This window comes from Paenibacillus sp. NPDC058367, assembly GCF_042723305.1.
In the GTDB taxonomy this organism is placed as follows: Bacteria; Bacillota; Bacilli; order Paenibacillales; family Paenibacillaceae; genus Paenibacillus_AQ.
The window spans coordinates 187,629-208,179 of the sequence record NZ_JBHXIZ010000008.1 but is presented as its reverse complement, the minus strand read 5'-3'; the positions used below and the strand labels follow the sequence as shown (position 1 = coordinate 208,179).

At 42.2% G+C, this 20,551-nt stretch carries 22 protein-coding genes and 1 pseudogene; 16 read left to right on the top strand and 7 right to left on the bottom strand.

The window, feature by feature from the left end:
* Window positions 1-166 precede the first annotated feature (166 nt).
* From ACFWMP_RS28940 to ACFWMP_RS28930, 3 genes are all read right to left on the bottom strand, one after another.
* Complete coding sequence (locus tag ACFWMP_RS28940; protein ID WP_379425718.1) at window positions 167-1,336, bottom strand: DUF4179 domain-containing protein; 1,170 nt, start codon at window positions 1,334-1,336, stop codon at window positions 167-169.
* Window positions 1,323-1,856 (bottom strand): RNA polymerase sigma factor, encoded by a 534-nt coding sequence (locus ACFWMP_RS28935; protein WP_379425716.1) that lies wholly within the window; start codon window positions 1,854-1,856, stop codon window positions 1,323-1,325. Before ACFWMP_RS28935 ends, ACFWMP_RS28940 begins: the two co-directional genes overlap by 14 nt.
* 133 nt (window positions 1,857-1,989) lie before the next feature.
* Window positions 1,990-3,054: a helix-turn-helix domain-containing protein gene (locus ACFWMP_RS28930; RefSeq protein WP_379425714.1), complete on the bottom strand. Its 1,065-nt coding sequence runs from the start codon at window positions 3,052-3,054 to the stop codon at window positions 1,990-1,992.
* Window positions 3,055-3,419: 365 nt separating this feature from the next.
* On the opposite strand from ACFWMP_RS28930, the gene ACFWMP_RS28925 reads away from it, so the two are divergent.
* From ACFWMP_RS28925 to ACFWMP_RS28900, 6 genes are all read left to right on the top strand, one after another.
* Complete coding sequence (locus ACFWMP_RS28925) at window positions 3,420-3,710, top strand: ArsR/SmtB family transcription factor (RefSeq protein ID WP_042194449.1); 291 nt, start codon at window positions 3,420-3,422, stop codon at window positions 3,708-3,710.
* A gap of 16 nt (window positions 3,711-3,726) precedes the next feature.
* Entirely contained in the window at window positions 3,727-4,725 is a 999-nt protein-coding gene (locus ACFWMP_RS28920) for an NADP-dependent oxidoreductase (RefSeq protein WP_379425712.1), read from the top strand.
* Between the two features lie 156 nt (window positions 4,726-4,881).
* Entirely contained in the window at window positions 4,882-5,526 is a 645-nt protein-coding gene (locus ACFWMP_RS28915) for a DEAD/DEAH box helicase family protein (protein WP_379425710.1), read from the top strand.
* Between the two features lie 149 nt (window positions 5,527-5,675).
* Window positions 5,676-6,233: an RNA polymerase sigma factor gene (locus ACFWMP_RS28910; protein ID WP_076300428.1), complete on the top strand. Its 558-nt coding sequence runs from the start codon at window positions 5,676-5,678 to the stop codon at window positions 6,231-6,233.
* Window positions 6,230-7,177 carry a hypothetical protein gene (locus ACFWMP_RS28905; RefSeq protein WP_042191420.1) on the top strand — a complete coding sequence of 316 codons (948 nt, stop codon included), beginning with the start codon at window positions 6,230-6,232 and terminating at the stop codon, window positions 7,175-7,177. The genes ACFWMP_RS28910 and ACFWMP_RS28905 overlap by 4 nt, the downstream gene beginning before the upstream one ends.
* Window positions 7,178-7,280: 103 nt before the next feature.
* The gene (locus ACFWMP_RS28900) at window positions 7,281-7,604 is read left to right on the top strand and encodes a hypothetical protein (RefSeq protein ID WP_379425707.1); all 324 of its coding nucleotides are present in this window, start codon (window positions 7,281-7,283) and stop codon (window positions 7,602-7,604) included.
* Between the two features lie 90 nt (window positions 7,605-7,694).
* Here ACFWMP_RS28900 and ACFWMP_RS28895 read toward each other — a convergent pair whose 3' ends face one another.
* Window positions 7,695-8,417, bottom strand: coding sequence for a YheC/YheD family protein (locus ACFWMP_RS28895; RefSeq protein ID WP_042191416.1), 723 nt, complete (start codon window positions 8,415-8,417; stop codon window positions 7,695-7,697).
* Window positions 8,418-8,654: 237 nt separating this feature from the next.
* On the opposite strand from ACFWMP_RS28895, the gene ACFWMP_RS28890 reads away from it, so the two are divergent.
* Window positions 8,655-9,056: a collagen-like protein gene (locus tag ACFWMP_RS28890; protein WP_339243375.1), complete on the top strand. Its 402-nt coding sequence runs from the start codon at window positions 8,655-8,657 to the stop codon at window positions 9,054-9,056.
* Window positions 9,057-9,106: 50 nt separating this feature from the next.
* Here the strand turns inward: ACFWMP_RS28890 and ACFWMP_RS28885 are convergent, their stop codons facing one another.
* Entirely contained in the window at window positions 9,107-9,799 is a 693-nt protein-coding gene (locus tag ACFWMP_RS28885) for a YetF domain-containing protein (protein ID WP_339243374.1), read from the bottom strand.
* Window positions 9,800-10,016: 217 nt separating this feature from the next.
* On the opposite strand from ACFWMP_RS28885, the gene ACFWMP_RS28880 reads away from it, so the two are divergent.
* From ACFWMP_RS28880 to ACFWMP_RS28855, 6 genes are all read left to right on the top strand, one after another.
* Window positions 10,017-10,952, top strand: coding sequence for a LytTR family transcriptional regulator DNA-binding domain-containing protein (locus tag ACFWMP_RS28880; RefSeq protein WP_379425704.1), 936 nt, complete (start codon window positions 10,017-10,019; stop codon window positions 10,950-10,952).
* A 138-nt stretch (window positions 10,953-11,090) separates the two neighbouring features.
* On the top strand, window positions 11,091-11,936 hold the full coding sequence (locus ACFWMP_RS28875; protein WP_379425702.1) for an ABC transporter ATP-binding protein: 846 nt from the start codon (window positions 11,091-11,093) through the stop codon (window positions 11,934-11,936).
* Window positions 11,933-12,643: an ABC transporter permease gene (locus tag ACFWMP_RS28870; RefSeq protein ID WP_379425700.1), complete on the top strand. Its 711-nt coding sequence runs from the start codon at window positions 11,933-11,935 to the stop codon at window positions 12,641-12,643. Before ACFWMP_RS28875 ends, ACFWMP_RS28870 begins: the two co-directional genes overlap by 4 nt.
* A 202-nt stretch (window positions 12,644-12,845) precedes the next feature.
* Window positions 12,846-13,226: a FlxA-like family protein gene (locus ACFWMP_RS28865; protein WP_042191407.1), complete on the top strand. Its 381-nt coding sequence runs from the start codon at window positions 12,846-12,848 to the stop codon at window positions 13,224-13,226.
* Window positions 13,227-13,414: 188 nt separating this feature from the next.
* Window positions 13,415-14,287 carry an AraC family transcriptional regulator gene (locus tag ACFWMP_RS28860; RefSeq protein ID WP_076286013.1) on the top strand — a complete coding sequence of 291 codons (873 nt, stop codon included), beginning with the start codon at window positions 13,415-13,417 and terminating at the stop codon, window positions 14,285-14,287.
* 156 nt (window positions 14,288-14,443) lie between these two features.
* Window positions 14,444-15,838 carry a hypothetical protein gene (locus tag ACFWMP_RS28855; RefSeq protein ID WP_379425697.1) on the top strand — a complete coding sequence of 465 codons (1,395 nt, stop codon included), beginning with the start codon at window positions 14,444-14,446 and terminating at the stop codon, window positions 15,836-15,838.
* A gap of 172 nt (window positions 15,839-16,010) precedes the next feature.
* On the opposite strand, the gene ACFWMP_RS28850 is transcribed toward ACFWMP_RS28855, so the two are convergent.
* A complete protein-coding gene (locus ACFWMP_RS28850; RefSeq protein ID WP_379425730.1) occupies window positions 16,011-16,190 on the bottom strand; it encodes a hypothetical protein in 180 nt (59 codons plus the stop codon).
* A 95-nt stretch (window positions 16,191-16,285) separates the two neighbouring features.
* Here ACFWMP_RS28850 and ACFWMP_RS28845 point away from each other — a divergent pair.
* From ACFWMP_RS28845 to ACFWMP_RS28835, 3 genes and pseudogenes are all read left to right on the top strand, one after another.
* Window positions 16,286-17,647, top strand: a pseudogene (locus ACFWMP_RS28845) (SMI1/KNR4 family protein); the annotation flags it as partial.
* Between the two features lie 42 nt (window positions 17,648-17,689).
* Complete coding sequence (locus ACFWMP_RS28840; protein WP_379425728.1) at window positions 17,690-17,998, top strand: immunity 51 family protein; 309 nt, start codon at window positions 17,690-17,692, stop codon at window positions 17,996-17,998.
* A gap of 305 nt (window positions 17,999-18,303) precedes the next feature.
* Window positions 18,304-18,768: a hypothetical protein gene (locus ACFWMP_RS28835; protein WP_042191399.1), complete on the top strand. Its 465-nt coding sequence runs from the start codon at window positions 18,304-18,306 to the stop codon at window positions 18,766-18,768.
* 188 nt (window positions 18,769-18,956) lie between these two features.
* On the opposite strand, the gene pdxR is transcribed toward ACFWMP_RS28835, so the two are convergent.
* On the bottom strand, window positions 18,957-20,387 hold the full coding sequence (gene pdxR / locus ACFWMP_RS28830) for a MocR-like pyridoxine biosynthesis transcription factor PdxR (RefSeq protein WP_379425695.1): 1,431 nt from the start codon (window positions 20,385-20,387) through the stop codon (window positions 18,957-18,959).
* Window positions 20,388-20,551: the final 164 nt, after the last annotated feature.

The following is a 20,551-nucleotide window of genomic DNA, read 5'->3' as shown; positions in this document are numbered from 1 at the left end:
CTCATACCATTCCTCTTCCCTATCTTCTTCGTTATAAACAAAAATACCCTACCGAGAGACTTTTTAAAAGTGTCTACTCGATAGGGTACAGTTTAATTATGGCTTCGTCTTTTGTAATTTTGCATACCCTTTTCATCCTAGAAAATAAGGACCTTTTACAATTGAACTATTGGACCGAAAGTACAGTCTCCAACTCAGGGATATATTCCTTGACCATATTGTTGTCTTCCCACAGTCCTTTAGTCCCAGCTGGGGCTTGACCTTCGGAAACGACTAAGTACGGTTTGATGGTTACGGTACTTGGTATAGTCTTGAAGGGTTCAAAACGAACATTATAAGATTCGCTTAAGGGGTGAGCACCGATGGGCTTCAGTTGAACGCCGCGTTCATCTACAATGTCAAATTGAAGAGCGATGACGCCCCCGTTAGCCCCCTTATATTTCGAAGGGATAGAAGCGAGCATTTCTTCTACGCTCTGGCCCGGTTTGGTTTTGTACTCAATGGATAACTGCGTTGTGATTGGGGTGATTTCCACCTTACTGATCTGCAAGTTAATGTTATCGTGATGCATGGTCTCCTCTGAAGTTAGTACGGTAACGGGCGTTGATTTTGTAACAGGCAGAACGAATTCGAACGGGACATCGTAACCCTTTAACGTTATATTTACAGTCAAGTCAAACTGATCAGGGAACTGGACAGTCTGTGTTGTTGTGCTCGGCTCATAATAAGTGTTCAAAACCTGAACCATTATGCTGGAAGCTGTCTCACCATCCATGTGTTCGTAACTCCAGAGCAGGGGTTGGCCTTTATAGAGAACCTCAAACTTATCCACTGCCCCTTTATTGGCATCTGAAGGCGGCGAATTGGGCTCCGAAGCCAGACGGTTTCCAGGAGTGGTTATGTTCATAAGAATTCGGGTTCCGTCAAATAACAACGTTGGGATATTCATGGTCACATCGCCATGGGTCACGCTTTGGTTTACGTTTGTGATGAAATCCTCGGCTTGTTGAACACCGGGATCTAAGTTTTTTTCGCCCCATAATGAATAGATTTGTCCCAAAACCGGAATTTGCTTGAGTGCATCAGCCATTGCGGGCGATACAAAGCCGGAAGCAAGGACTGTAACTCCAAGAATTGCAGCGGCTGCAGTGGAAATCAACCATTTATTAAAAGTTTTAGATACATTTTTCTTTTTCTGAACGGGGGAAATGGAATTATCGGTTTCCCTGATGATTTGGTAAGTCTCATTCAGCTTGGAGCGGGCAATATCCGATAACTGATCGGGAAGTAGGCTTTGGCAGCTCTTTAATTGTTCTTCTAACTTAGTGTTTACCATGTCGCAACTCCATTTCTTGATTGAATTGAGATGAATGCTTTAGCTTTTTGCGGGCGCGATGCAGCCGGGTCTTCACGGCTACCGTAGAAATTTCGAGAATGTCGGAAATTTGACTGATCGGCATGTCCTGTAGGTAATGAAGGTGAATGACAATCCGTAGATTCTCCTCAAGATGTTGAACGGCATCCCATATTTCGATTTTCTCATAATCCTTGGAAATGGAAGGGACTTCGGGAAGCTCTCCATAAGGGAGGGCTCTTGCGTTGTTTTTGATCATTTTGTTGCATTCATTAATCAGAATCCGGAAGATCCACGTTTTGAAAAAAGCGGGCTCTCTAAGTGTATGGATGGACCTAAAGGCTTTAAGCATCGTCTCTTGCAGGGCATCTGCACAATCTTCGTCTTTGTTGACGATGGACCTTGCAGTTCTATACAGAGGTAACTCTATCTCTTGCATCAGCTGCACGAATGCTTCAGAGTCCCCAGCTTTGGCTTTGACGACAATAGGATTAATATGCAAAGATTTACCTGCTTTCTTGACTAAAAGTCTTAGGATGTTCGTAACGTTACTTAAATATTAGATCGGGCAGGCAGCTAGAAGGTTACAACGAAAGTAAACCTAAGATATCCAGGGACTGAACCGCTTGGGCAAATTAGCACACACGGGATTCTCCAAGCATTCTGGGTTCACAAAATAATGTAGTATCTGGTGGGGCAGTGTTGCTTACTGAAAGAAAAAGCCCCCTCCGCCGTTTTGGCGGAAAGGGCCGTAGCTCAATTATTTCGTGATGCTTTTCAATAGACTTATCATATTCCCCTTTTATTATATATATATGAGAAATGGCTTCAAATGCATCTGTATACTTTGGACTTGGCTGTAGTTCGTAACCTTTGGAATAGTATTCTATGGCTTCGTCGTACCTGCAAAGTTTAGCCATACAGTCTCCTCTGGAGGACCATGCAAGCCAATCCTCAGGATACAAATCAGTCATTTGCTCCCAGAGAGCAAGTGCCTGAGAAAGGTCGCCCTCTTCCTTGCATATCAGCCCTCCATATTTTTGATATAAATGACCAGGATGGATTTGGTTCAATTGTTCCAGAATTTCTTTTGCTTCAATACATCTGCCGTCTGCGATTAAGTAGTTCATAAGCCAAACATAAGCCTGCCAGTAATCCGGGTGATTCGGCACGAAATTCTTATAATACGCAATGAGTTTATGGTGATTTGAAAAGTTCCAATCAAAAATGATTCCATTCTCCGCATCTCGCAAGGCATTATGATTACTTTTGCTGTCCGGAGCTAATAGCAGCGCATCCTTAGCATAATGGGAAGCCAATTCACGGTGCTCATCTGAACGATGAATGTGTAACTGAGCTAGCAGGGTGAGACATGAGGACTTTTTTTGCGCATCATTTAGTTTTTCTTTTAAAAATTGTTCAGCATAGTTAAAGTCGTCTTCAGATATAAAATGTTCAGTACTAATCATATTTCCAATTCGTTCTAAATGGGTATCATCGGTTAATGCAAATAATTCATCAATTGTAACACCAAAAATCACGGATAAATCAGGAAGAATTTGAATATCAGGCATGGTTACATTGTTTTCCCACTTAGATACTGCTTGGGATGACAGATTCAGTTTTGCTGCTAGTTCTTCCTGAGTTAGTGCTTTTTGTAAACGAAGTGTCTTTATTTTTTTTCCTATCTCAACATTCATTTGGATAACCTCCAATTTGTATCATTTCGACTAGTCAATTGCAGTATAACTTTTTGTATAAAATATCCACAATGACCGCTTGGTTAAGCGAATTAACCTATCAGGTTAACTTGGTAGGATGTTGGTTCAATTTATAAGAAGGGCGATTTGAGATTTATCGACAATTCTCCTCTGAGGGTTGGAGGCGAGGGAATGTAAAAAATTTACTTGTGATCTCGATTTTCTTTCTCAAGGTTGCGGAGCATATCTTGTTATGACATACTCGTCAGCAAATGGTTCACTAAGTTAAACGATTGAACGAAACGAAAGCGGTGAGAATCATTAATAAACAGCAACAGGTTGAAGTCATCAAAGATGATTTCAAGATGTGCCAGAAGGTCTTTTTAGCTATTGGTAATGAGACAAGACAATCTATTATTACTGTACTTATGGAGACTACCTGTACGAACGGGTTACGCGTAGGTGAGATTACTGAAAAAACGCATCTATCACGACCTGCTGTCTCCCATCATCTAAGAATCTTAAGAGAAGCCGGAATTATAATGGTGAGGGAAGAAGGCTCTAAAAATTATTATTTTATGGACGTTAGAACAAAATTAGGAGTGTTAAAAAATCTTATAAACCATCTCGATGAATTTATGGAACAATATTATTAGAATTGGAGGTTTCTTAATGAAAGCGATGATCATTGAAAAATACGGGAAAAGTCCTCTTCTAATGGCAGACATTCCAACACCTTCAGTAGGTGATTATGATGTGTTGGCAGAAATCCATGCGGCAAGTATTAATCCTATCGATTTCAAGGTGCGGGATGGCAAAACTCGTATGTTGTTGAAATACGATATGCCGCTTGTGTTAGGAAATGATTTTTCAGGTATAGTCACCAAAGTAGGAAATAAAGTAACAAAATTTAAAATAGGCGATGCAATATACGGACGGCCAAGAAAAAATAGAATTGGAACCTTCGCAGAATATATATCCATACATGAGGACGATATAGCCTTAAAGCCACAAAATCTTTCCTTTGAGGAAGCGGCGTCAATCCCATTAGTCGGGCTTACATCCTATCAAGCATTACATGATATATTACAGCTATCGGCAGGGCAAAAGGTATTGATTCAAGCTGGATCGGGCGGCGTTGGGACCTTTGCTATCCAGCTTGCTAAAGCGATGGGAGTTTATGTAGCTACAACTACTAGCGATGCTGGAGCTAATCTGGTCAAATCTCTTGGGGCCGATCAAATAATCAATTATAAAACAGAACAATTTGATAAGGTCTTACAAAATTATGATGGAGTATTCGATACGATTGGCGGAGAGACATTAGAAAAGGCTTTTAAAATAGTCAAACCAGGCGGACAAATTGTATCGGTTTCTGGGCTGCCCAATGCACGCTTCGGAGTTGAATATGGGTCTGGTTTTATAAAAACGAGTCTTTTTCGATTGGTTACCCGTAAGCTAACAAAATTAGAAAAGCAATATAATGCCAAATACAGCTTCTTGTTCATGAAACCAAGCGGGAGACAATTGGAGATCATTTCGGAGCTTATAGAAGCAGGGGAAATAAAGCCTGTAATTGATCAAATATTCTCTTTCGAAGAAGCTCAGAAGGCGATGGAGTATTCTGAATTGGGCAGGGCAAAAGGAAAGATCGTATTAAAGATAAAGTGATAGGGAATTTAACCCCACTCATAGAATATAACTACTTGTGTCAAGAAAGGAGAATTTCTATGTGTTTTCACTGTTATAGGAAGATAAGAATCCGTCACCTCCCTGAAACCAACGTGTTAAAGTAAGATATTACACAAATCATATGGGGTGTACCGGATGAAGATTAATAATAATTATTTGAAGGAACAATTAAAACATGTTTACTGGCTTAATGGGGGGCCTTGTGCTGGGAAGACTACCATGACCAAGGAATTTGTAGAGGAGCTAGGCTTTCAAACATTGGGGGATGATGTCTTAAAATACAGACCATTCACTAGTCCTGTTGAATACCCTGCCCTTCAATTTCCTAATTCTGATTTGGATTGGAATAAGTGGTTCAATAAACCTGTAGATGAGCACTGCCAATGGCTATTTCAAATCGTCGAAGAGATGATGGACTTCTTTATCATTGATTTGTTAACAATGCCTAATGATAAACCAATTATAATAGATTTAGGAATAATGCCTGAACGTATACTACCGTTTATTCCAGAAGAGAGAATGATTTGTTTTTATACGTCCGATGAAGAGATAGAGAGATTATATTACTTTAGAGAAGATCATAAGATGATTTTAGATTGTATTAACGCCTACACGATAAATCCAGAAGAAACGATTAAACACGGTAACAAATCTATGGTTAAGTTCTCTAATGAGATTAAGACTGCTTGTAATAAAATGGGGATCAAAACCGTTGAAAGAATACCAAGTATGAGCGTGGAAGAACAATTTAGGTTAGTTAGAGAACATTTTGGATTGTAGAGATGACCAAAAGGCAGATCTATTACAAAGACCCCTTCCTTGTTTAGGAGGGGGTTGTCTTTATATATGGGTGTAAATTTTAATATAAGTGCAACCCATCCTAAGAATTCTCTACTATATAGATAAGAGTGTTTAAAAGGAGAAAACGAATGGAAGACCAAGGAATAATCCACCTATACTTACAGCGTTCACAGCAAGCCATTTTAGAGACTAAAAATAAATATGGGGCTTACTGCAGAGTCATTGCAAGAAACATTATTTCAAATTTCTCGGATGTTGAAGAGTGTGAGAACGATACATACTTAGCGGCATGGAATGCGATACCGCCCAATCTGCCTAGGAATTTTTCGGTATTTTTAGGGAGGATCACCCGTAATATTGCGCTTGATAAGTATGGTTATAATACAGCGAAGAAGCGTAATCGTGAGTTTGAAGTCATTTTAACGGAACTAGAAGAATGTCTAGCTTCGCCTGATACTGTAGAAACAGAGTATGAAGAAGGTGAGATCGCAAACTTAATAAATCAATTTTTATATGGCATAGATGAGCAAGCGAGAAACATATTTATTGGAAGGTACTGGTATTCCTATTCAATAGATGAGCTTTCTATGAGATTTAATATGAGTAGTAGTAAAGTGAAATCCATATTATTTAGGACAAGAAATAAACTTCGAGTTCATCTAGACAAAGAGGGGGTTAACCTATGAAAAAAGAAGATTTATTTAAGGAGATCGGACTCATTGATGAAAACTTAATTGAAGCGGCTGGGCACAATGGAACAGAGAAAAGGAAAAAAGGAATTTCTAAAAAGTGGGTTATTTTGGTTGCCTGTCTTGTCCTATATAGTTCAACCGCTTCAGCTTTATTAGCAACAGAATATTATAAAAATCAAAATTCAGAGCCTTACATACGTTATTTAAATGCTGAAGACATGGAGTTAGAGCCTGCTACTCAATATGATGCGGAAAAATTTCTACATGCTTTAAAAAGTGATAATAATGAATATGTATATATTGCTATTAATAGGCTGGTAGAAAGCTTTAATGATCCCACGTTGAGAGTAAAAGCGTTAAAAGAACTTCAGCCATTTATAAAAAATGAGAATCAAAAAATCGCTGATGCGGCTGCTTTTGCCGTAGATATTTTGTCGAAAAGTTATCGGAGCCCTTATATTGTTAAGCTAGCAGACGGAAGTATGATATTTACGTTGTTTAATAATTATTCGGATTATGGAAGTCAAAATGTCATTTGGAGAATAAAAGACAATGTGCTTAAAGAATATTTAAGTTTTTCTGCACCATCTATGTATATTACAAAAATTATCCCTTCTCCAAATCATAAGTTAATTGCGATCGTAACATGCTCTAATAAAAGTAATTTTGTTCAAATTAGCAATATTGAAGAGGGAATGACAAGTCCAGAGTTAATAGAATCTGCAAGAGTCAAATATGGTGCACAAAAAGAACTAGATACATGGATTCGCAACGATCATGAGAATTATAGCTATGCTGATAACCTGGTGTGGAAAGACAATGATACATTAGTATTTGAAGGTTCTCTTGCCTACCAGAATACTGAGATTATTGAGAATGTTACAGTGAAATATCAGTTTAGTAAAAAGATAATAGAAGTAAAAGAGAAGGGGTTGTGACCATCGGATAAACGTACTTTTATTTCTTGTCCACATTTATACCTTACCAAAACGATGGAATTGCATTTAATGAATAATATCGATAATAAGGGAGGTTTTGAGGATGGGAAATAGAAAAGCTGGCGGTTATGACCCCGTACAGATCTTTAACTCCACATCGTTTAATGCATTTGGAAAAGTTGAATATGCATCCATCTTATGTAGTGATGACAATTATAGTGTTCAGCGTGACGAGACTTGGAAAGCTTCTAGCCGTGGAGTCTGTTTGGTGACTAGAATCACTGCAACGGTTAGAACGCCGAGTGGAAATATTCAAGCGGAACCTTATACGTCTTCCGGCACTTCTTACAGCCAGTTTGCCATTATACAGGTAGGGGTAAATAAGTTCCAAGTGACGCGTGTTGTAAGTAACAAAAGACACAAGTAAAATTGCAAGCGGGGGATTATCAAGGATAGGCACCAAACATGAAAAGACGACAGGCCAAAGATAAGAGGCTGGTCGTCTTTTTTTTTCGTTCTAATGTTTCTTATACCATAATATTCTGCGATGCATTGAGGAATCTTTCAAGAGCCGGAATGGGCGTAAGTCCGGTTGATAATTGCCTTCAATGATCCAAATCCGGCAGTTCCTGTCGATGCCTATATCGAACCCGACTTGTCTAAGCTTTGGGTAACGCTCACCCAGTTGTGTGGCTGCCAATAATGCGATCTGTTCCGCTTTGACAAGCAAGCTCCGATCTCCGATTCGGGCTAATTTGAGTGCCTCAAGGACTGGAATGGTGCGGCTAGCCACATTCGTGACTAGATATCCTTGCGCCGCAACTTTCGCGTATGAGCCTGTCACGTTCCAAGTGGATGAAGAGCTCTTTTGTCGTTGAACCATTATCCGAATGTCGAATGGCTTGTGTTGAATTTGGGCAAGCTGCAGACGCCTTTGGACAATATATCCACGACCTCTGTTTTTTTTATGGAATAATTTAAATAACTTATCGCTGTCTGTCATGGTGAAAGCTTTCTTTTCGTTATGAATACGATAGGCGTTTGCACCGTTTCGTTTAATGAACAGGATATCCCTTCCGTAACTCCCGTTGCGAGGTTTCAATACGACGCTTTGATAGTGAAGCAGCATATTCGTTAATGCGTTCTTCTTAAGCAACTGTGTCTCTGGCAGCCGTCCGGCGAGAGAGGAACCCTTGCGAAGGATGCGATATTGCAACCATTTGTCTCTTTTGATTAACATTAGAATCACAGCCTTTTTCAATCTTCTACGGTAATTCTAAGTCAAATTAGGAATCAGTATAAGTGGATATTCGTCCATATTTATGAGCCGAAGCAGGTGAAAAAGGCTTTTAGGCGGCTAAATTTCATTACTGTTCAGCTTCGGCTGGGCGCGGATTATTTATTGGCATTCGCCCAAACACTCTTTCCGCGAATGCATATGATGATTGTGCCTACTCATTGAAAGGAGTGATCACATATGGGATTTTTTCCAACGCCGGGAAGCGGCCAATTCCCAGGGTTTCCGGGTGGACCAGGAGGACCAGGAGGACCAGGAGGACCGGGTGGACCGGGTGGACCAGGTGGATTTCCTGGGACTCCGGGACCTCCAGGAGCTGCACCGGGAGGCGTTCAAGCGCCGACGGCACCTCCACCGCAATTCGTACCGCAAATGTCGGCCACCGCATTTGCCATCGACCCCGGTGCGATCAGAGGCTGTCTGTTCCGCAACACATACATTTGGCTGAACAACGGCGAGCAATTCTGGTTCTTCCCGGTATTCGTCGGGCGTAATTCTGTTGCAGGGTTCAGATGGTTCGGTCTCTTCTGGGGGTACTTCGGTATTGATCTGAATCGGATTCGCTCGTTCACCTGCTTCTAAGGCAGACAGCGAAAGAGAACAGTCTGGGGGCTGTTCTCTTTGGGGGTCTTTTATGGATTCATATCCTGGTATTTGTCGATATACAGACTCCCGTCCAATTGGAGCTCTGCGTAAAATACTTGATCTAAAGAATGAATGTTGGCTTTCTTTAATTGTTGGTTGAGCCAGACAACGGAGACATCTATTTTATTAAGATTCTTTTCTACGATTTTACCATCAACGATAAGCTCAGTTGGGATATTGTGAATAGGTGCAACATTTACTTTTATATCTTTTTTTGTTGCAGGCAGCAGTTCTTCTTTTATCAACACGCTAAGTTTACCGTCAGGTTCCAGAATTGCAAATTCGACTTCTTCGGGTGAGAAGACATCCTTATTCCGAAGCAACATGCTTAAATCGTCGATGTTGAGGTGCTGCTTAGCTAATGCCTCTTCCAGAATCTTGCCTTGTTTGACGAGAATCGTAGGTTGGCCGTCGAGAATCTCACGTGCTTTGACAGAGCGCAGTCCGATCAATGCAACGCTGAACGCCAAGAGTGACCATAAGACCAAGCTAGATATTCCTTGCAGCAGCGTGATTTGTCTGTTGACGATAATTTCCGCAGTGGTGGAGCCGAAGGTGATCCCTGTTACATAATTGAAAAACGTTAGATGTCCGACTTGTTTTTTACCGAGAAGACGTGTCAAAACGAGTAGAGCAACGAAAGACGTTCCCGTACGAAATAGAATTTCTCCATATGTCATATGCTGAGCCCCTTCTTGCATAACAGATAGTCTTAAAGTGACCCCTATTTTCCTCGCTTATACTTGTTAAGTGAAAGGAATCGAATGAACATGAACGGCTGGACGAAGGTTTAGATAGGACATGCCGTTGTGTTTTTAGTTAGAAACTGACAAAAAAGTATCCTGACTTTATAATTGTTTTATATATCCAAGTAGTGTCGCTGATCAGGAGGACGGAATGCAATTTCAACCAATGTATTATGACGGGGAATTATTTCTACCGAAGATTGAATTAAATATGACATTGAACCAATCGGTTGCTATTATAACGGACTTGAAGCGAAAGCAGCTTTTAATGAATCAATTAGTGGACCATTCTCAATATTATTTATTTCGGGCTGGGCAAAGCGAGTATATGCGTTTAACGGTGGAAGAGCTAATTACTTTTCTTATCCAAGTAACGGAGAGGAATGAGCGTGCCGCTTTGTTAATGGATTATTTTGTTCTAAAAGAAGAACGGAAGGTGAGGATCAAGGATCTAAGCTCATCGAAAAGGATGTATGTGACCTTGCTACGTGTTTTTTTTGCGCATCAGCCTACGCTTGTACTGGAGGAACCTTATTTTTACTTGGAAGAGCAGGATCGTCGTCAATTCAAACGGATTCTGGATGATCTTTCGCAAGAAAAGCAGATATTGATTTTAACTTCGAATTTAGAGGATGCCCTTATTTCCTGTGATACCATTTATCGGTTGAACGAGTCCGGATTTCATCCATTGGATATTCGGGACTTCGAAGAGGATAAGCAGGAATTACAGAAACAAGACGAGACCAATATAACCTTGCAGAAGATCTCAACCAAAAGAAATGACAAAGTAATTTTATTTAATCCGCCTGAAATCGATTTTATAGAAAGTGTAGAGGGTTCGATCCTTGTTCATGTGGATGGGGAAAATTATGACTGTGCTTTGACGTTGACCGAACTCGAGCAAAGATTGTTAAATTTCGGTTTTTTTAGATGTCATCGGTCCTACATCGTTAATCTGCAAAAAGTAAGAGAGATTATTACATGGACGAAGAATAGCTACAGCTTGCGGTTAAATACAGGTAAAGATGCTGTGGTTCCGTTATCCCGTTCAAAATTGTCTGAATTAAAAGCACTTCTGAACATTTAATTTCCTGGGTAATGTCGAACCAATCAAGCACTTTGTGGTACTATTCAGGCGATAATAGCTACATTTCGGCGGGTTTTGATGGCTGGAAGCATGCAATCTTTATATGCTTAAGGCATCAACGCTAAGGAAGTGGTGTTAATGGATGTTATCCAAGTAGAACGTGTCCGTAAGAGATTTGGAAATAAAGATGCGTTGGCAGATGTGTCTTTTTCAATTCCGAAAGGGGAAATTTTTGGCTTCCTCGGTCCGAGCGGTTCAGGAAAAACGACATTAATCAAGATTTTAACTGCGCAGTTAAATCCGACAAGTGGACAGGCAAGTGTATTTAACCAGCCAGCGGAGATGATGCAGCAGTCTGCACAGAAGATGCGCTTCGGCATTTTGACGGATAACAGTGGTCTATATGAAAGATTATCGATTGAGGAAAATTTGGAGCTGTATCGTAAGTTATATGATCTTCCCAGATCTGCGGTCGATAAGGTGCTGCAGTTTGTAAACTTAAGCAGAGAGCGCAAAAAGAAAGTCAATCTCTTATCGAAAGGGATGCGTCAGCGTGTCATGTTGGCCTGCGCGATTATTCATGAGCCCGAATTATTATTTCTAGATGAACCTACTTCGGCTTTAGATCCGGTAAACTCAGCACATATTTATAAAGGCTTACGCTACTTAAATGACAAAGGGACAACGATTTTTTTAACTACGCATGACATGGCTGAGGCAGAATTGATATGCAACCGCGTAGCGATTCTGTATCAGGGGCAAATCCAAACCATCGGTTCACCGAAGGATCTTAAACGACAGCACCGGGAGAACGTAGTTTGTGTTGAATTAATCAATGGGGAAGCTTACGAGCTCCCGATCGATGAGGGAATGGCTGATCAAATCGCGGATTGGATGAGACGAGGGTTAATTGACCGGTTAGAAACGAAAGAGCCAAGCCTAGGTGATATTTTTATTAAAATGACAGGAAGTGAGTTACTATGAGTATCTCATTAAAACGTGTCCAGGCGATATTTGTGAAGGATTACAAAGAGTTTTCACGTAACTACGCGCTGTCCATTATGCTGATTTTTCCTATTATTATCGCTCTGATTTTCAAGAGGGCAGGTGCGTCTTTACCTGGAGCCAGCGGTTTTCTTTTTAATAGTTCGTTTGTATTGCTAACATGTTTCGCACAAGCCTGCTTGATTGCGGAAGAGAAGGAGCGTAACACTTTACGGTCATTAATGATGACACCGGCTACGACCATGGATGTACTAATCGGCAAAAGCAGTTTGGTCTTTGTCATGTCTGCTGTTGTTCTCGCTATTTCTACATTATTATTTGGCTATGAGCCAGCTAATATATGGGCGTTTGTGGCAGTAATCATTCTTTCGATTATTCTGTACACTGCAGCCGGGACGATCTGCGGTTTATTCTCCAAGACGTTGCTTGAAGCCTCATTATCTATACTCCCTGTGGCGTTCATATTTATGGGGGCACCGTGGGGAGAAGTTCTAGCGAAGGATTATCCGGTCTTCAAAGTGCTGGATTACATGCCAAGCAGTCAGCTTGTGCATCTGCTGGGTCTAAGCAATACAGGTTATACGACGGGCGATGTATTGAAACCTCTCCTCATTAATTTGGCATGGACGGTTGTGCTAACATTAGTGTCTGTCATTTTGTATCAGCGGCGGTTGAAGGACGAGTAAGGGAGCTCTGAAGGGACTTTAGCCAGCCTTCGATGGGTCTTTGGTAGGGTCGAAACAAGCGGCCGACTGAGACTATACGACGATTATTCTCATATTGAGGCTGTGATGTTGTCATGACGGGGCCTGCCGGGTAATAAAGATGATTAGAACTTTCAAATTTGGCTGAATTTGGATTGTAGCCATGGAAACGGAGGGAAAGATCATGGCGGCACAGACAGTATCAGGCATCAGCTCCGTACAGACCATTGCGGCCTACGGCGGTACACAGAGTGATGTCAGTTCCCTGGAGAAACAGCGGAACCGGCTGATGATGGAACTGGATAAAGTGAATGCGGCACAAGGAAGTGAGATGCAGACTCCTTATCGCCGGGAGCAGCTGCAGCGGCAAATCCGGCTGCTGGAGTCCCAACTCGTACAGAAAAGCGGGAGTAGCGCCGCCGTAAATTTTGTACCGGCTTCTCCGCTTCAAGATCACCTCCCCCTCTCGCGGATTGAGTGGAAGGGAGGCCTCAAGGGCATCGGTCTGACCGATCCCCGGACGGCGACGGTGAACTCGGAGGGCCACTTCGACGTGTTAATTTAGGCAAGAGAGCGAAGGTGCGAAAAGCATCCGGTGATGAACCGGCTTTTCGCACCTCTTTTTTGAATAGGCGGTGAACCGTATCATAAGGAGCGGCAAGTTTCTCGTAGGTACCCAGCAAAACTGTGCATGAGATGTCGGATGTATGCCGACGACACTTGCTATATTGTTAGTGAAGGGAGGTCATTCGAATGGATTTGCTTGCAAATCTGAACGGGGCTCTACAATACATTGAAGAGAATCTTGCTGATGATATAGACCTGAAGGAAGCGGCTAGGTTGGCTTGTTGTTCCGAATATCATTTTTCTAGAATGTTCTCATTCCTTGCAGGCATCACGCTATCAGAATACATCCGTCGGAGACGCCTGACATCTGCGGCATTTGAGCTTCAAGCTGGAGAATTAAGAGTTATGGATGTGGCGGTGAAATACGGATATAGCTCAGCAGACGCATTTTCTAGAGCTTTCCAAGGCTTACACGGTATTCCGCCCTCTTCGGTAAAGTTGCATGGCCCCTCATTAAAAGCCTATCCGCGCTTGACCTTTCAATTAACGATTCAAGGGGGAAGTGCAATGAACTATCGTATCATTGAAAAAGAGTCATTCTGTATCGTAGGGATTACGAGAAGGGTACCTATCCAATTTAATGGCGTAAATCCGGAAATCGCATCTATGTGGAAAAGCTTAACTAGCGATGACATTGACCAGCTCAAAAAGCTCTCGAATGTCGAACCTCAGGGACTGATTCAAGCATCGATGAATTTTTCTGAAGAGAGAATGGAAGAAAAGGGAGAACTTGACCATTATGTTGGCGTTGCTACAACCAAGGAATGCCCCGAAAATTTAACGAAACTAGATGTTCCTGCAGCAACATGGGCTGTATTCGAAGCCGTTGGACCATTTCCCGATACATTGCAAAATGTCTGGGGACGCATCTATTCTGAATGGTTCCCTACCGCTAACTATGAGTTGGCAAGAGGCCCGGAGATTTTATGGAATGAGAGTAAGGATATATCTTCACCGACCTTCAGAAGTGAGATTTGGATACCGGTTTTGAAAAAATAATAAACGGTGATTACTATTGCACTTCTGATTTGTCAGGCCATCCCATAGAAGGATGGCTTTTTTTTGTTGTGGGGGATGGTTTGTAAAGTTGAGATTGACCCTTATTTTTACATATGAGAGAATAATGGAAATTTTAAAATGAAAGGAAAATAATGTATGAGTAATCTTTTCCGATTCATTCCTATTAGTCAACTAGCAGATAAATTTCCGGAAGGATCTTGGTGGGCGAAGTTTTACCAGGATTTCAGTGACGAGCAGCTAGCCGCTTATTATGAAGGGGATTTGACGCTGCCTTCTCTTAATCTGGATTGGGAGCAGGCTTTCCCGCAACAAAAAGAGGTTATCATCATTTTTATCGATGGAAATTTTACTGTAGACAATCTCTATAATAAAGAAACAGATGGTGCCATAGGGCTTATGGTAACCGGTAATTTGAATGCGAAAAATATAGCTGTAGGCGGTCAGGAAATCTATGTTTCGGGCAATCTGTTGGTTGAGGAAATATTGTGCGGCACCTACAATCACGGGGAAACAATTGTTATAGGTGATCTTAGCGCTGCGGTTTTAGTTCAGGATGACGAGTACAGCATTAAAGTAGACGGGCAGAAATCTATTGCATGCTTAGTAAATGTATGGGAGGGAGACGGCGTATTTCAGGAGCTTCCGGTGGACATTCATGAGGTGTTGATTGATGAAGTTTTTCTGGATATGGATGAGGAGGACATGGAATTTTCCTTTTGCACGCTGGTGAATGTTATTGTAGAAGGGCGTTCCGCATTGAAAAAAGTAAGTGAACCCCTCACGAGAAAGAAGCCTGTTCATTTATATTTTACCCATAACACGATCAATGAGGAAAATATATTGAAATTGACTCAGTGTATTTTAATGACGGATGACAAACCTTCTTTTAATTTTCAGGAGCAAGGCGTATTTTTCAAAGTTCAGCTGGAGCATATTGATGCAGACGGGGATGAGCGGGATCTCAGCGTTTATATGAAAGATAACCGGCATCACTATTATATTTGGCTGGAGCATGATCATTCCATCGGTTTGTTGAGGAGAACTATAGATGAGGGGTCTGAGTGGAAGCACATTACAGAAGAGTCTCAGGAACAGCTAGCGGAGATTAGCGATTGCTGGACTATGTTGCTGACCTGTATTAATATGGCTGAGCTTTATTTACGAAACATTGAGGTCCAATATGTGCAAGACATTTTGCAACACGCTGTAATTCAGGAATTATATTCGGAAGAAGAGGAGGATGACGGGTTCTGGGACGGCTCAAAATATTACAGCTTCCGTAAAGCGCATACGGACGAGGACGGAGACTACCTGCATGCTCGGATTGAAATCAAGACTCCAGATGAAGCGTATTATTTTTATACAATGGATCATGGAACTTATGTTTCCCGGCATTATCAGCCGCCCAATCAATATGGCAAGCAGGACATGTCTTTTTTGGACCTTAGGCGCTGGGAGGCATCAGAGCAGTATTTTACAAGATTCAAGCAATTTATTGATCGGAAGATAGAGGCTGGCGTAAATAGTTAGGCTTGATGACGTTCTAAGAGGTGAGCTTTGTCGTCAAGGAGGTCACGCATGGCAACTGATCTTCTACCGAAGAGACCAGCATGGCTGAAACAACAAAACAGGCGAGAGGGAAGCACCAGCACTTCCTCCTCGCCTATTCGTGTTCATGCATTTTGTCTAGGGTTTATCCACTTTACTCCGGTGTTCCTTGGGTTACCCCATGGATATACGTTAAGGTCGGGGAATCGACGGCCCCTAGCCCCGGATTATAGGTAAAGGAGTACTCGATGGTATCCCCGTGTTGCAGGTTATTTACAGGGTAGGTATAGTTACCGTTTCCTGCCGGGGTCATGACTACATTTAGCTGACCTATTTCGATTTTTAATATCTACATCCCATCTGGTAGAATAGGGAAAACCATATTTCTCTATATTCTAGTAACTTGATTATACGTTTGGGAGGTAGACCATGGACAAAGAACTAACCGCGCAGCTGACACAGTGGCATGAAGATGATGAACACCAGAAGATTGTAGACACTCTGATGGAGATTCCTCCAGCGGACAGAGATTACGAGGTAGTCAGCAGTCTGGCAAGAGCGTATAACAATTTGGGACGTTATGAAGAAGCCCTTGAACACTTCGCGATGATTGTGGAACAAGGGCAGAATGACTATCTGTGGCATTTTCGTGTGGGATATTCCTACTACTATTTGAATCGATATGAGGAAGCAGTGAGAGTGCTGAGTATTGCCCATGACCTCGATCCGAATGATGAGAATACGGCCATGTTTCTGAAATTCAGCCAGCGCAAGCTACGCAAAGAACAACACGCCGCAGCCAGACAGGCAATCAGAGAGCAACATAATGATTCGGGGACGACTGCAACTCCTTTTGAAGGGATGGACCTCTCCGAATTTTGGAAAGATAGCGATTATGCGCTAAAAGAATATGTTTCTGCCCCGCCTACGGATGAGCTGATTGCTTCTGTAGAAGAAGAACTGGGTTACAAGCTTCCTGCCTCTTATATCAGTCTGATGAAGCAGCACAATGGGGGAGTTCCTTATAATACTTGTTTTCCGACGGAGGACGCGACCTCATGGGCTGAGGATCATATTGCGATTACGGGCATTATGGGCATCGGACGCGAGAAAAGCTATTCACTCTGTGGCGATCTCGGCAGCCCGTTCATGATTGAGGAGTGGGGGTATCCTGACATCGGCGTAGTAATTTGTGACTGCCCTTCGGCAGGCCATGATGTCGTGATGCTGGATTACCGGAACTGCGGGAGGGACGGCGAACCTGAGGTAATTCATGTGGATCAGGAAGATAATTATGAGATTACGTTCTTGGCCCAAGACTTCGAGACGTTTATACGCGGTCTGGTGAGTGATGAGGACTACGACACCTCTGAAGAAGATAAAGAGGAGGATTTGCGCAAAGTAGCCGTAGGCCAATTCTCGCCTTTACTTGCGAAGCTGTGCAGCCATGTGTCTGAGGTAGATCAGCTTGAGCAGAAGATCCGTAGAGTCTGTACCCGAATCGTAGAAGAGAAGGGACACTTTTCCTTTCATGCGGATGAGCTTTCTACTCTGATGTACGATGTGCAGTTCTGGCTGTACACAAGCTCTTATCCAAATACGAGCCGTCAACAATATCTGGATGTATATGAGGAAATGATCGCTTTTGGCGGCGAGTTCGGTCAAGGCGGGTATGCTCCGGGCTGGATCAGCGACTGGCTGGATGGGCGAATACGGGAAGGGCTGATTGTTCAGAAAAACGGGGTGCTTTGCTTCACGGATCAAGCCCGCTCTGAGGTCATTGCACGGCTGGAAGCAGAATCCGCAGAAGAGGACGTTGCCCCTTTTATACTCGTGGATCAGCAAGGTGGAGGCATGTCTGTCATTCTAAATGTGGGTAGCTACCGATCGGAAGTGTTCGAGGCCCGGGCAGACGAAGGATTTGAAGGCAACGGGTACGATTGGGCTTCTTTGGCGGCTGTGTTTGTGAACGAATATACGCCTGAATGGGTAGATACGATTCATTTTGACCCGGAAGCGGATATGTTCTGTGCTTATTCGGAGAATAGCGAAGCTATTAAGCAGTTCGCGGTGCGGTTGAAGCAGGCCTGTGAAAATGAGACGTTGATCCGGGATCTTTTTTCCCGCGCGGAGCTCGATTGATCACAATAGTATTCAAGGGCTGGATCACGCAGAAGGTTGAGAGAATGCATCAGGTAGGAATCCGTTTCAAGGTTAGTTTTCGTTGGCACCAATATATAGATGATACGGTTTTTAGCTGACCGTCAGCATCTGCTGCAAGGATGAAGGCTATAAGTCTTGGCCGCCTTGCAGCAGGTGCTCTTTTTTAGAAAGTTACGGGCATAGATTTGAACATGTGAAGTGGATTATTTTTGATATAATATAGTTAAAATTTTAGTTATTGTATTCTATTGATAGGGAATAATGAGAGAAAAGGAGAGATGGAAATGACGTATATCGTTGATTTTAAAAATGTGTCTACGGTCGGAGTAGAGTCTTCACCCGTAGCAGAAGCGCTTGCTGGTTTACGTGCCAATGAAGCTCGTTATTTTATGAACAAGTACAAGCATGAGTTTACAGTTGTCCCAGCTAGCGAAAGCCAGGAAAACCTTGATTATGTGAGCCGAATTTTAAAAGAAGAACGTAATATTGAGTTTGCGGCAAAACCTTTAGAAACATCGCGTTTTCAAGTGGAAAATATTAAATTCACTTATGTCTTTTATGAAGACGGACTTGAGGTTAATGTCATGTATACGGTTGATGATCCTAAGAAGCGAGCCGTTGGTTTTAAGCTTTCTGAGGGGATGGAGATACCAAAGGAGTTAGAAGAGAAGTTTAAATTTGCTAGGCAAAAGTCTAAACTAGCCGGTACAATCCGTGGCTCGTATTTTGTAATCAAAGGAGAGTATTAAAGGAGTAAGAATAATACAAGCCTCTATTCCGAGTGGCGGGATAGAGGCTTTATTTATTTGCTATCTGCATAAGCCAAGTATCTTAAAATGAGGGCGTAACCAAGGGATTCACGGTAACTGTAACCATCGGACCAAGTAATTTAAAGTCCATACTTTCTTTTAATTTATCTAATCCTGCGGAAATGATTTTACAGAATTATCTCCGCAAGGCGATGTATCCCCTGCTCAATTGATGCTTCATCTACTTTTGCAAACCCCAATACCCATCCCTTTCTTTTGCTATCCAGACAATAGGGTCCAAGAGGGTAAACGCGTATTCCATGTTGTAGGGCTAAATTTGTCACAGTTTCTTCGTCGTATGATTCCTCAGCCTCAAGTAACATATGCAATCCTGTTTCTACTCCACTGAGTGTAAAACGCTCCCCTAAACCACTAGCCATAATAGCTTTTGTCATGACTTCGTGTCTTCTTCGATATACATTTCTGACTCTTCTCATATGCCGCATAAAATGACCATTTTTAATGAAATGGGTTAGTGTTAGCTGATCCATAATCGGAAGATGACGGTAAGTCAGCTCCTGTACCTTCGCTAGTTGAGCAATTGCCTCGACTGAACCTATAATAGCCGAAATACGAATTCCAGGAGCAATCATTTTAGAGAAACTCATGAGATACAAAGTATTATTGGATGCCTGACTAAATAACGTTGGCAGCGGCTCCCCACGATACCGGAATTCACTATCATAATCGTCTTCAATGATCCAAAACCGTTCTTGAACCGCTTTATGTAGCAATTGTTGCCGACGAGGCTCCGACATAACGACCCCTACTGCGCACTGGTGAGAAGGGGTGGCAAAGATCAGTTTGGATTGAGGGTGAATATGCTCCACCACTAGACCATACTCATCAACGGGAACAGGTACCACATTCATTCGTCGGTATTTCATCGCCATCCAAGCAGCTGGGAAACCTGGATCTTCTACTGAAACTGTGTCCCCATCAGCTAAAAGCGACTGTGCGATTAAGTCGATACTATGTTGAGCTCCTGAGGTCAACAGAATCTGATTGGTTTGGATATGTATGCCCCGTTCAAGGGATAAATAACGCTGTATTTGCTCACGTAATGGTGTGTAACCGTAGCAATTACCGTAAGCCCAGCTTGATAAATCCATTTCAGCAGATGCGTGGAGCAGCGATTGCCGCCAGCTTTTTTGAAATTGTTCATCCAAATAGGGTTCATGAGGACTGAAATCAATATCCACTTCTAGCTGTTCTTTACCTCTGAACCAGTCATGTAAATGATCAACAGCTGAGTCTAACAAGGAGAGTGAAGGAGGTGTGGGACCCTCTGTTTCTATTTCCTTCGTTGACACATTGAATTGCTTCCATCTACTAACTCGCGTTCCTCCTCGGCGAGAGGTAACTGTATAACCTCGACTTAACAATTCCTCATAGACGATCTGTATAGTTGAGCGTGAGACACCTACGATGTGAGCAAGTTCGCGGGTAGGTATTAGTAATTCTCCTGGCGCCCAGACTCCGCTAGTAATATTATGAATTGCTTGATCAAGCAATTGCTGCCAGATCGGTCTCTTATCATTACGAATTACTTTCATCATCGTATACACCTCCAAATAGAAGCCCAATCATAATAATATTAATTATGGATTGCTCTAAACGGTGATTTTTGGATATTTTAATGCAATCCATACATTGATATACTACCGTAACAACGCTGGTATTCGCAATTTGGTCGTTGCCGCACGTTAGAGTTAAAGGAGAG

Coding starts and splice junctions, on each gene's coding strand:
- ACFWMP_RS28940 (WP_379425718.1), bottom strand. CDS start 1,336: ATGGTAAACACTAAGTTAGAAGAACAATTAAAGAGCTGCCAAAGCCTA.
- ACFWMP_RS28930 (WP_379425714.1), bottom strand. CDS start 3,054: ATGAATGTTGAGATAGGAAAAAAAATAAAGACACTTCGTTTACAAAAA.
- ACFWMP_RS28925 (WP_042194449.1), top strand. CDS start 3,420: ATGTGCCAGAAGGTCTTTTTAGCTATTGGTAATGAGACAAGACAATCT.
- ACFWMP_RS28920 (WP_379425712.1), top strand. CDS start 3,727: ATGAAAGCGATGATCATTGAAAAATACGGGAAAAGTCCTCTTCTAATG.
- ACFWMP_RS28915 (WP_379425710.1), top strand. CDS start 4,882: ATGAAGATTAATAATAATTATTTGAAGGAACAATTAAAACATGTTTAC.
- ACFWMP_RS28910 (WP_076300428.1), top strand. CDS start 5,676: ATGGAAGACCAAGGAATAATCCACCTATACTTACAGCGTTCACAGCAA.
- ACFWMP_RS28905 (WP_042191420.1), top strand. CDS start 6,230: ATGAAAAAAGAAGATTTATTTAAGGAGATCGGACTCATTGATGAAAAC.
- ACFWMP_RS28900 (WP_379425707.1), top strand. CDS start 7,281: ATGGGAAATAGAAAAGCTGGCGGTTATGACCCCGTACAGATCTTTAAC.
- ACFWMP_RS28895 (WP_042191416.1), bottom strand. CDS start 8,417: ATGTTAATCAAAAGAGACAAATGGTTGCAATATCGCATCCTTCGCAAG.
- ACFWMP_RS28890 (WP_339243375.1), top strand. CDS start 8,655: ATGGGATTTTTTCCAACGCCGGGAAGCGGCCAATTCCCAGGGTTTCCG.
- ACFWMP_RS28885 (WP_339243374.1), bottom strand. CDS start 9,799: ATGACATATGGAGAAATTCTATTTCGTACGGGAACGTCTTTCGTTGCT.
- ACFWMP_RS28880 (WP_379425704.1), top strand. CDS start 10,017: ATGCAATTTCAACCAATGTATTATGACGGGGAATTATTTCTACCGAAG.
- ACFWMP_RS28875 (WP_379425702.1), top strand. CDS start 11,091: ATGGATGTTATCCAAGTAGAACGTGTCCGTAAGAGATTTGGAAATAAA.
- ACFWMP_RS28870 (WP_379425700.1), top strand. CDS start 11,933: ATGAGTATCTCATTAAAACGTGTCCAGGCGATATTTGTGAAGGATTAC.
- ACFWMP_RS28865 (WP_042191407.1), top strand. CDS start 12,846: ATGGCGGCACAGACAGTATCAGGCATCAGCTCCGTACAGACCATTGCG.
- ACFWMP_RS28860 (WP_076286013.1), top strand. CDS start 13,415: ATGGATTTGCTTGCAAATCTGAACGGGGCTCTACAATACATTGAAGAG.
- ACFWMP_RS28855 (WP_379425697.1), top strand. CDS start 14,444: ATGAGTAATCTTTTCCGATTCATTCCTATTAGTCAACTAGCAGATAAA.
- ACFWMP_RS28835 (WP_042191399.1), top strand. CDS start 18,304: ATGACGTATATCGTTGATTTTAAAAATGTGTCTACGGTCGGAGTAGAG.
- pdxR (WP_379425695.1), bottom strand. CDS start 20,387: ATGATGAAAGTAATTCGTAATGATAAGAGACCGATCTGGCAGCAATTG.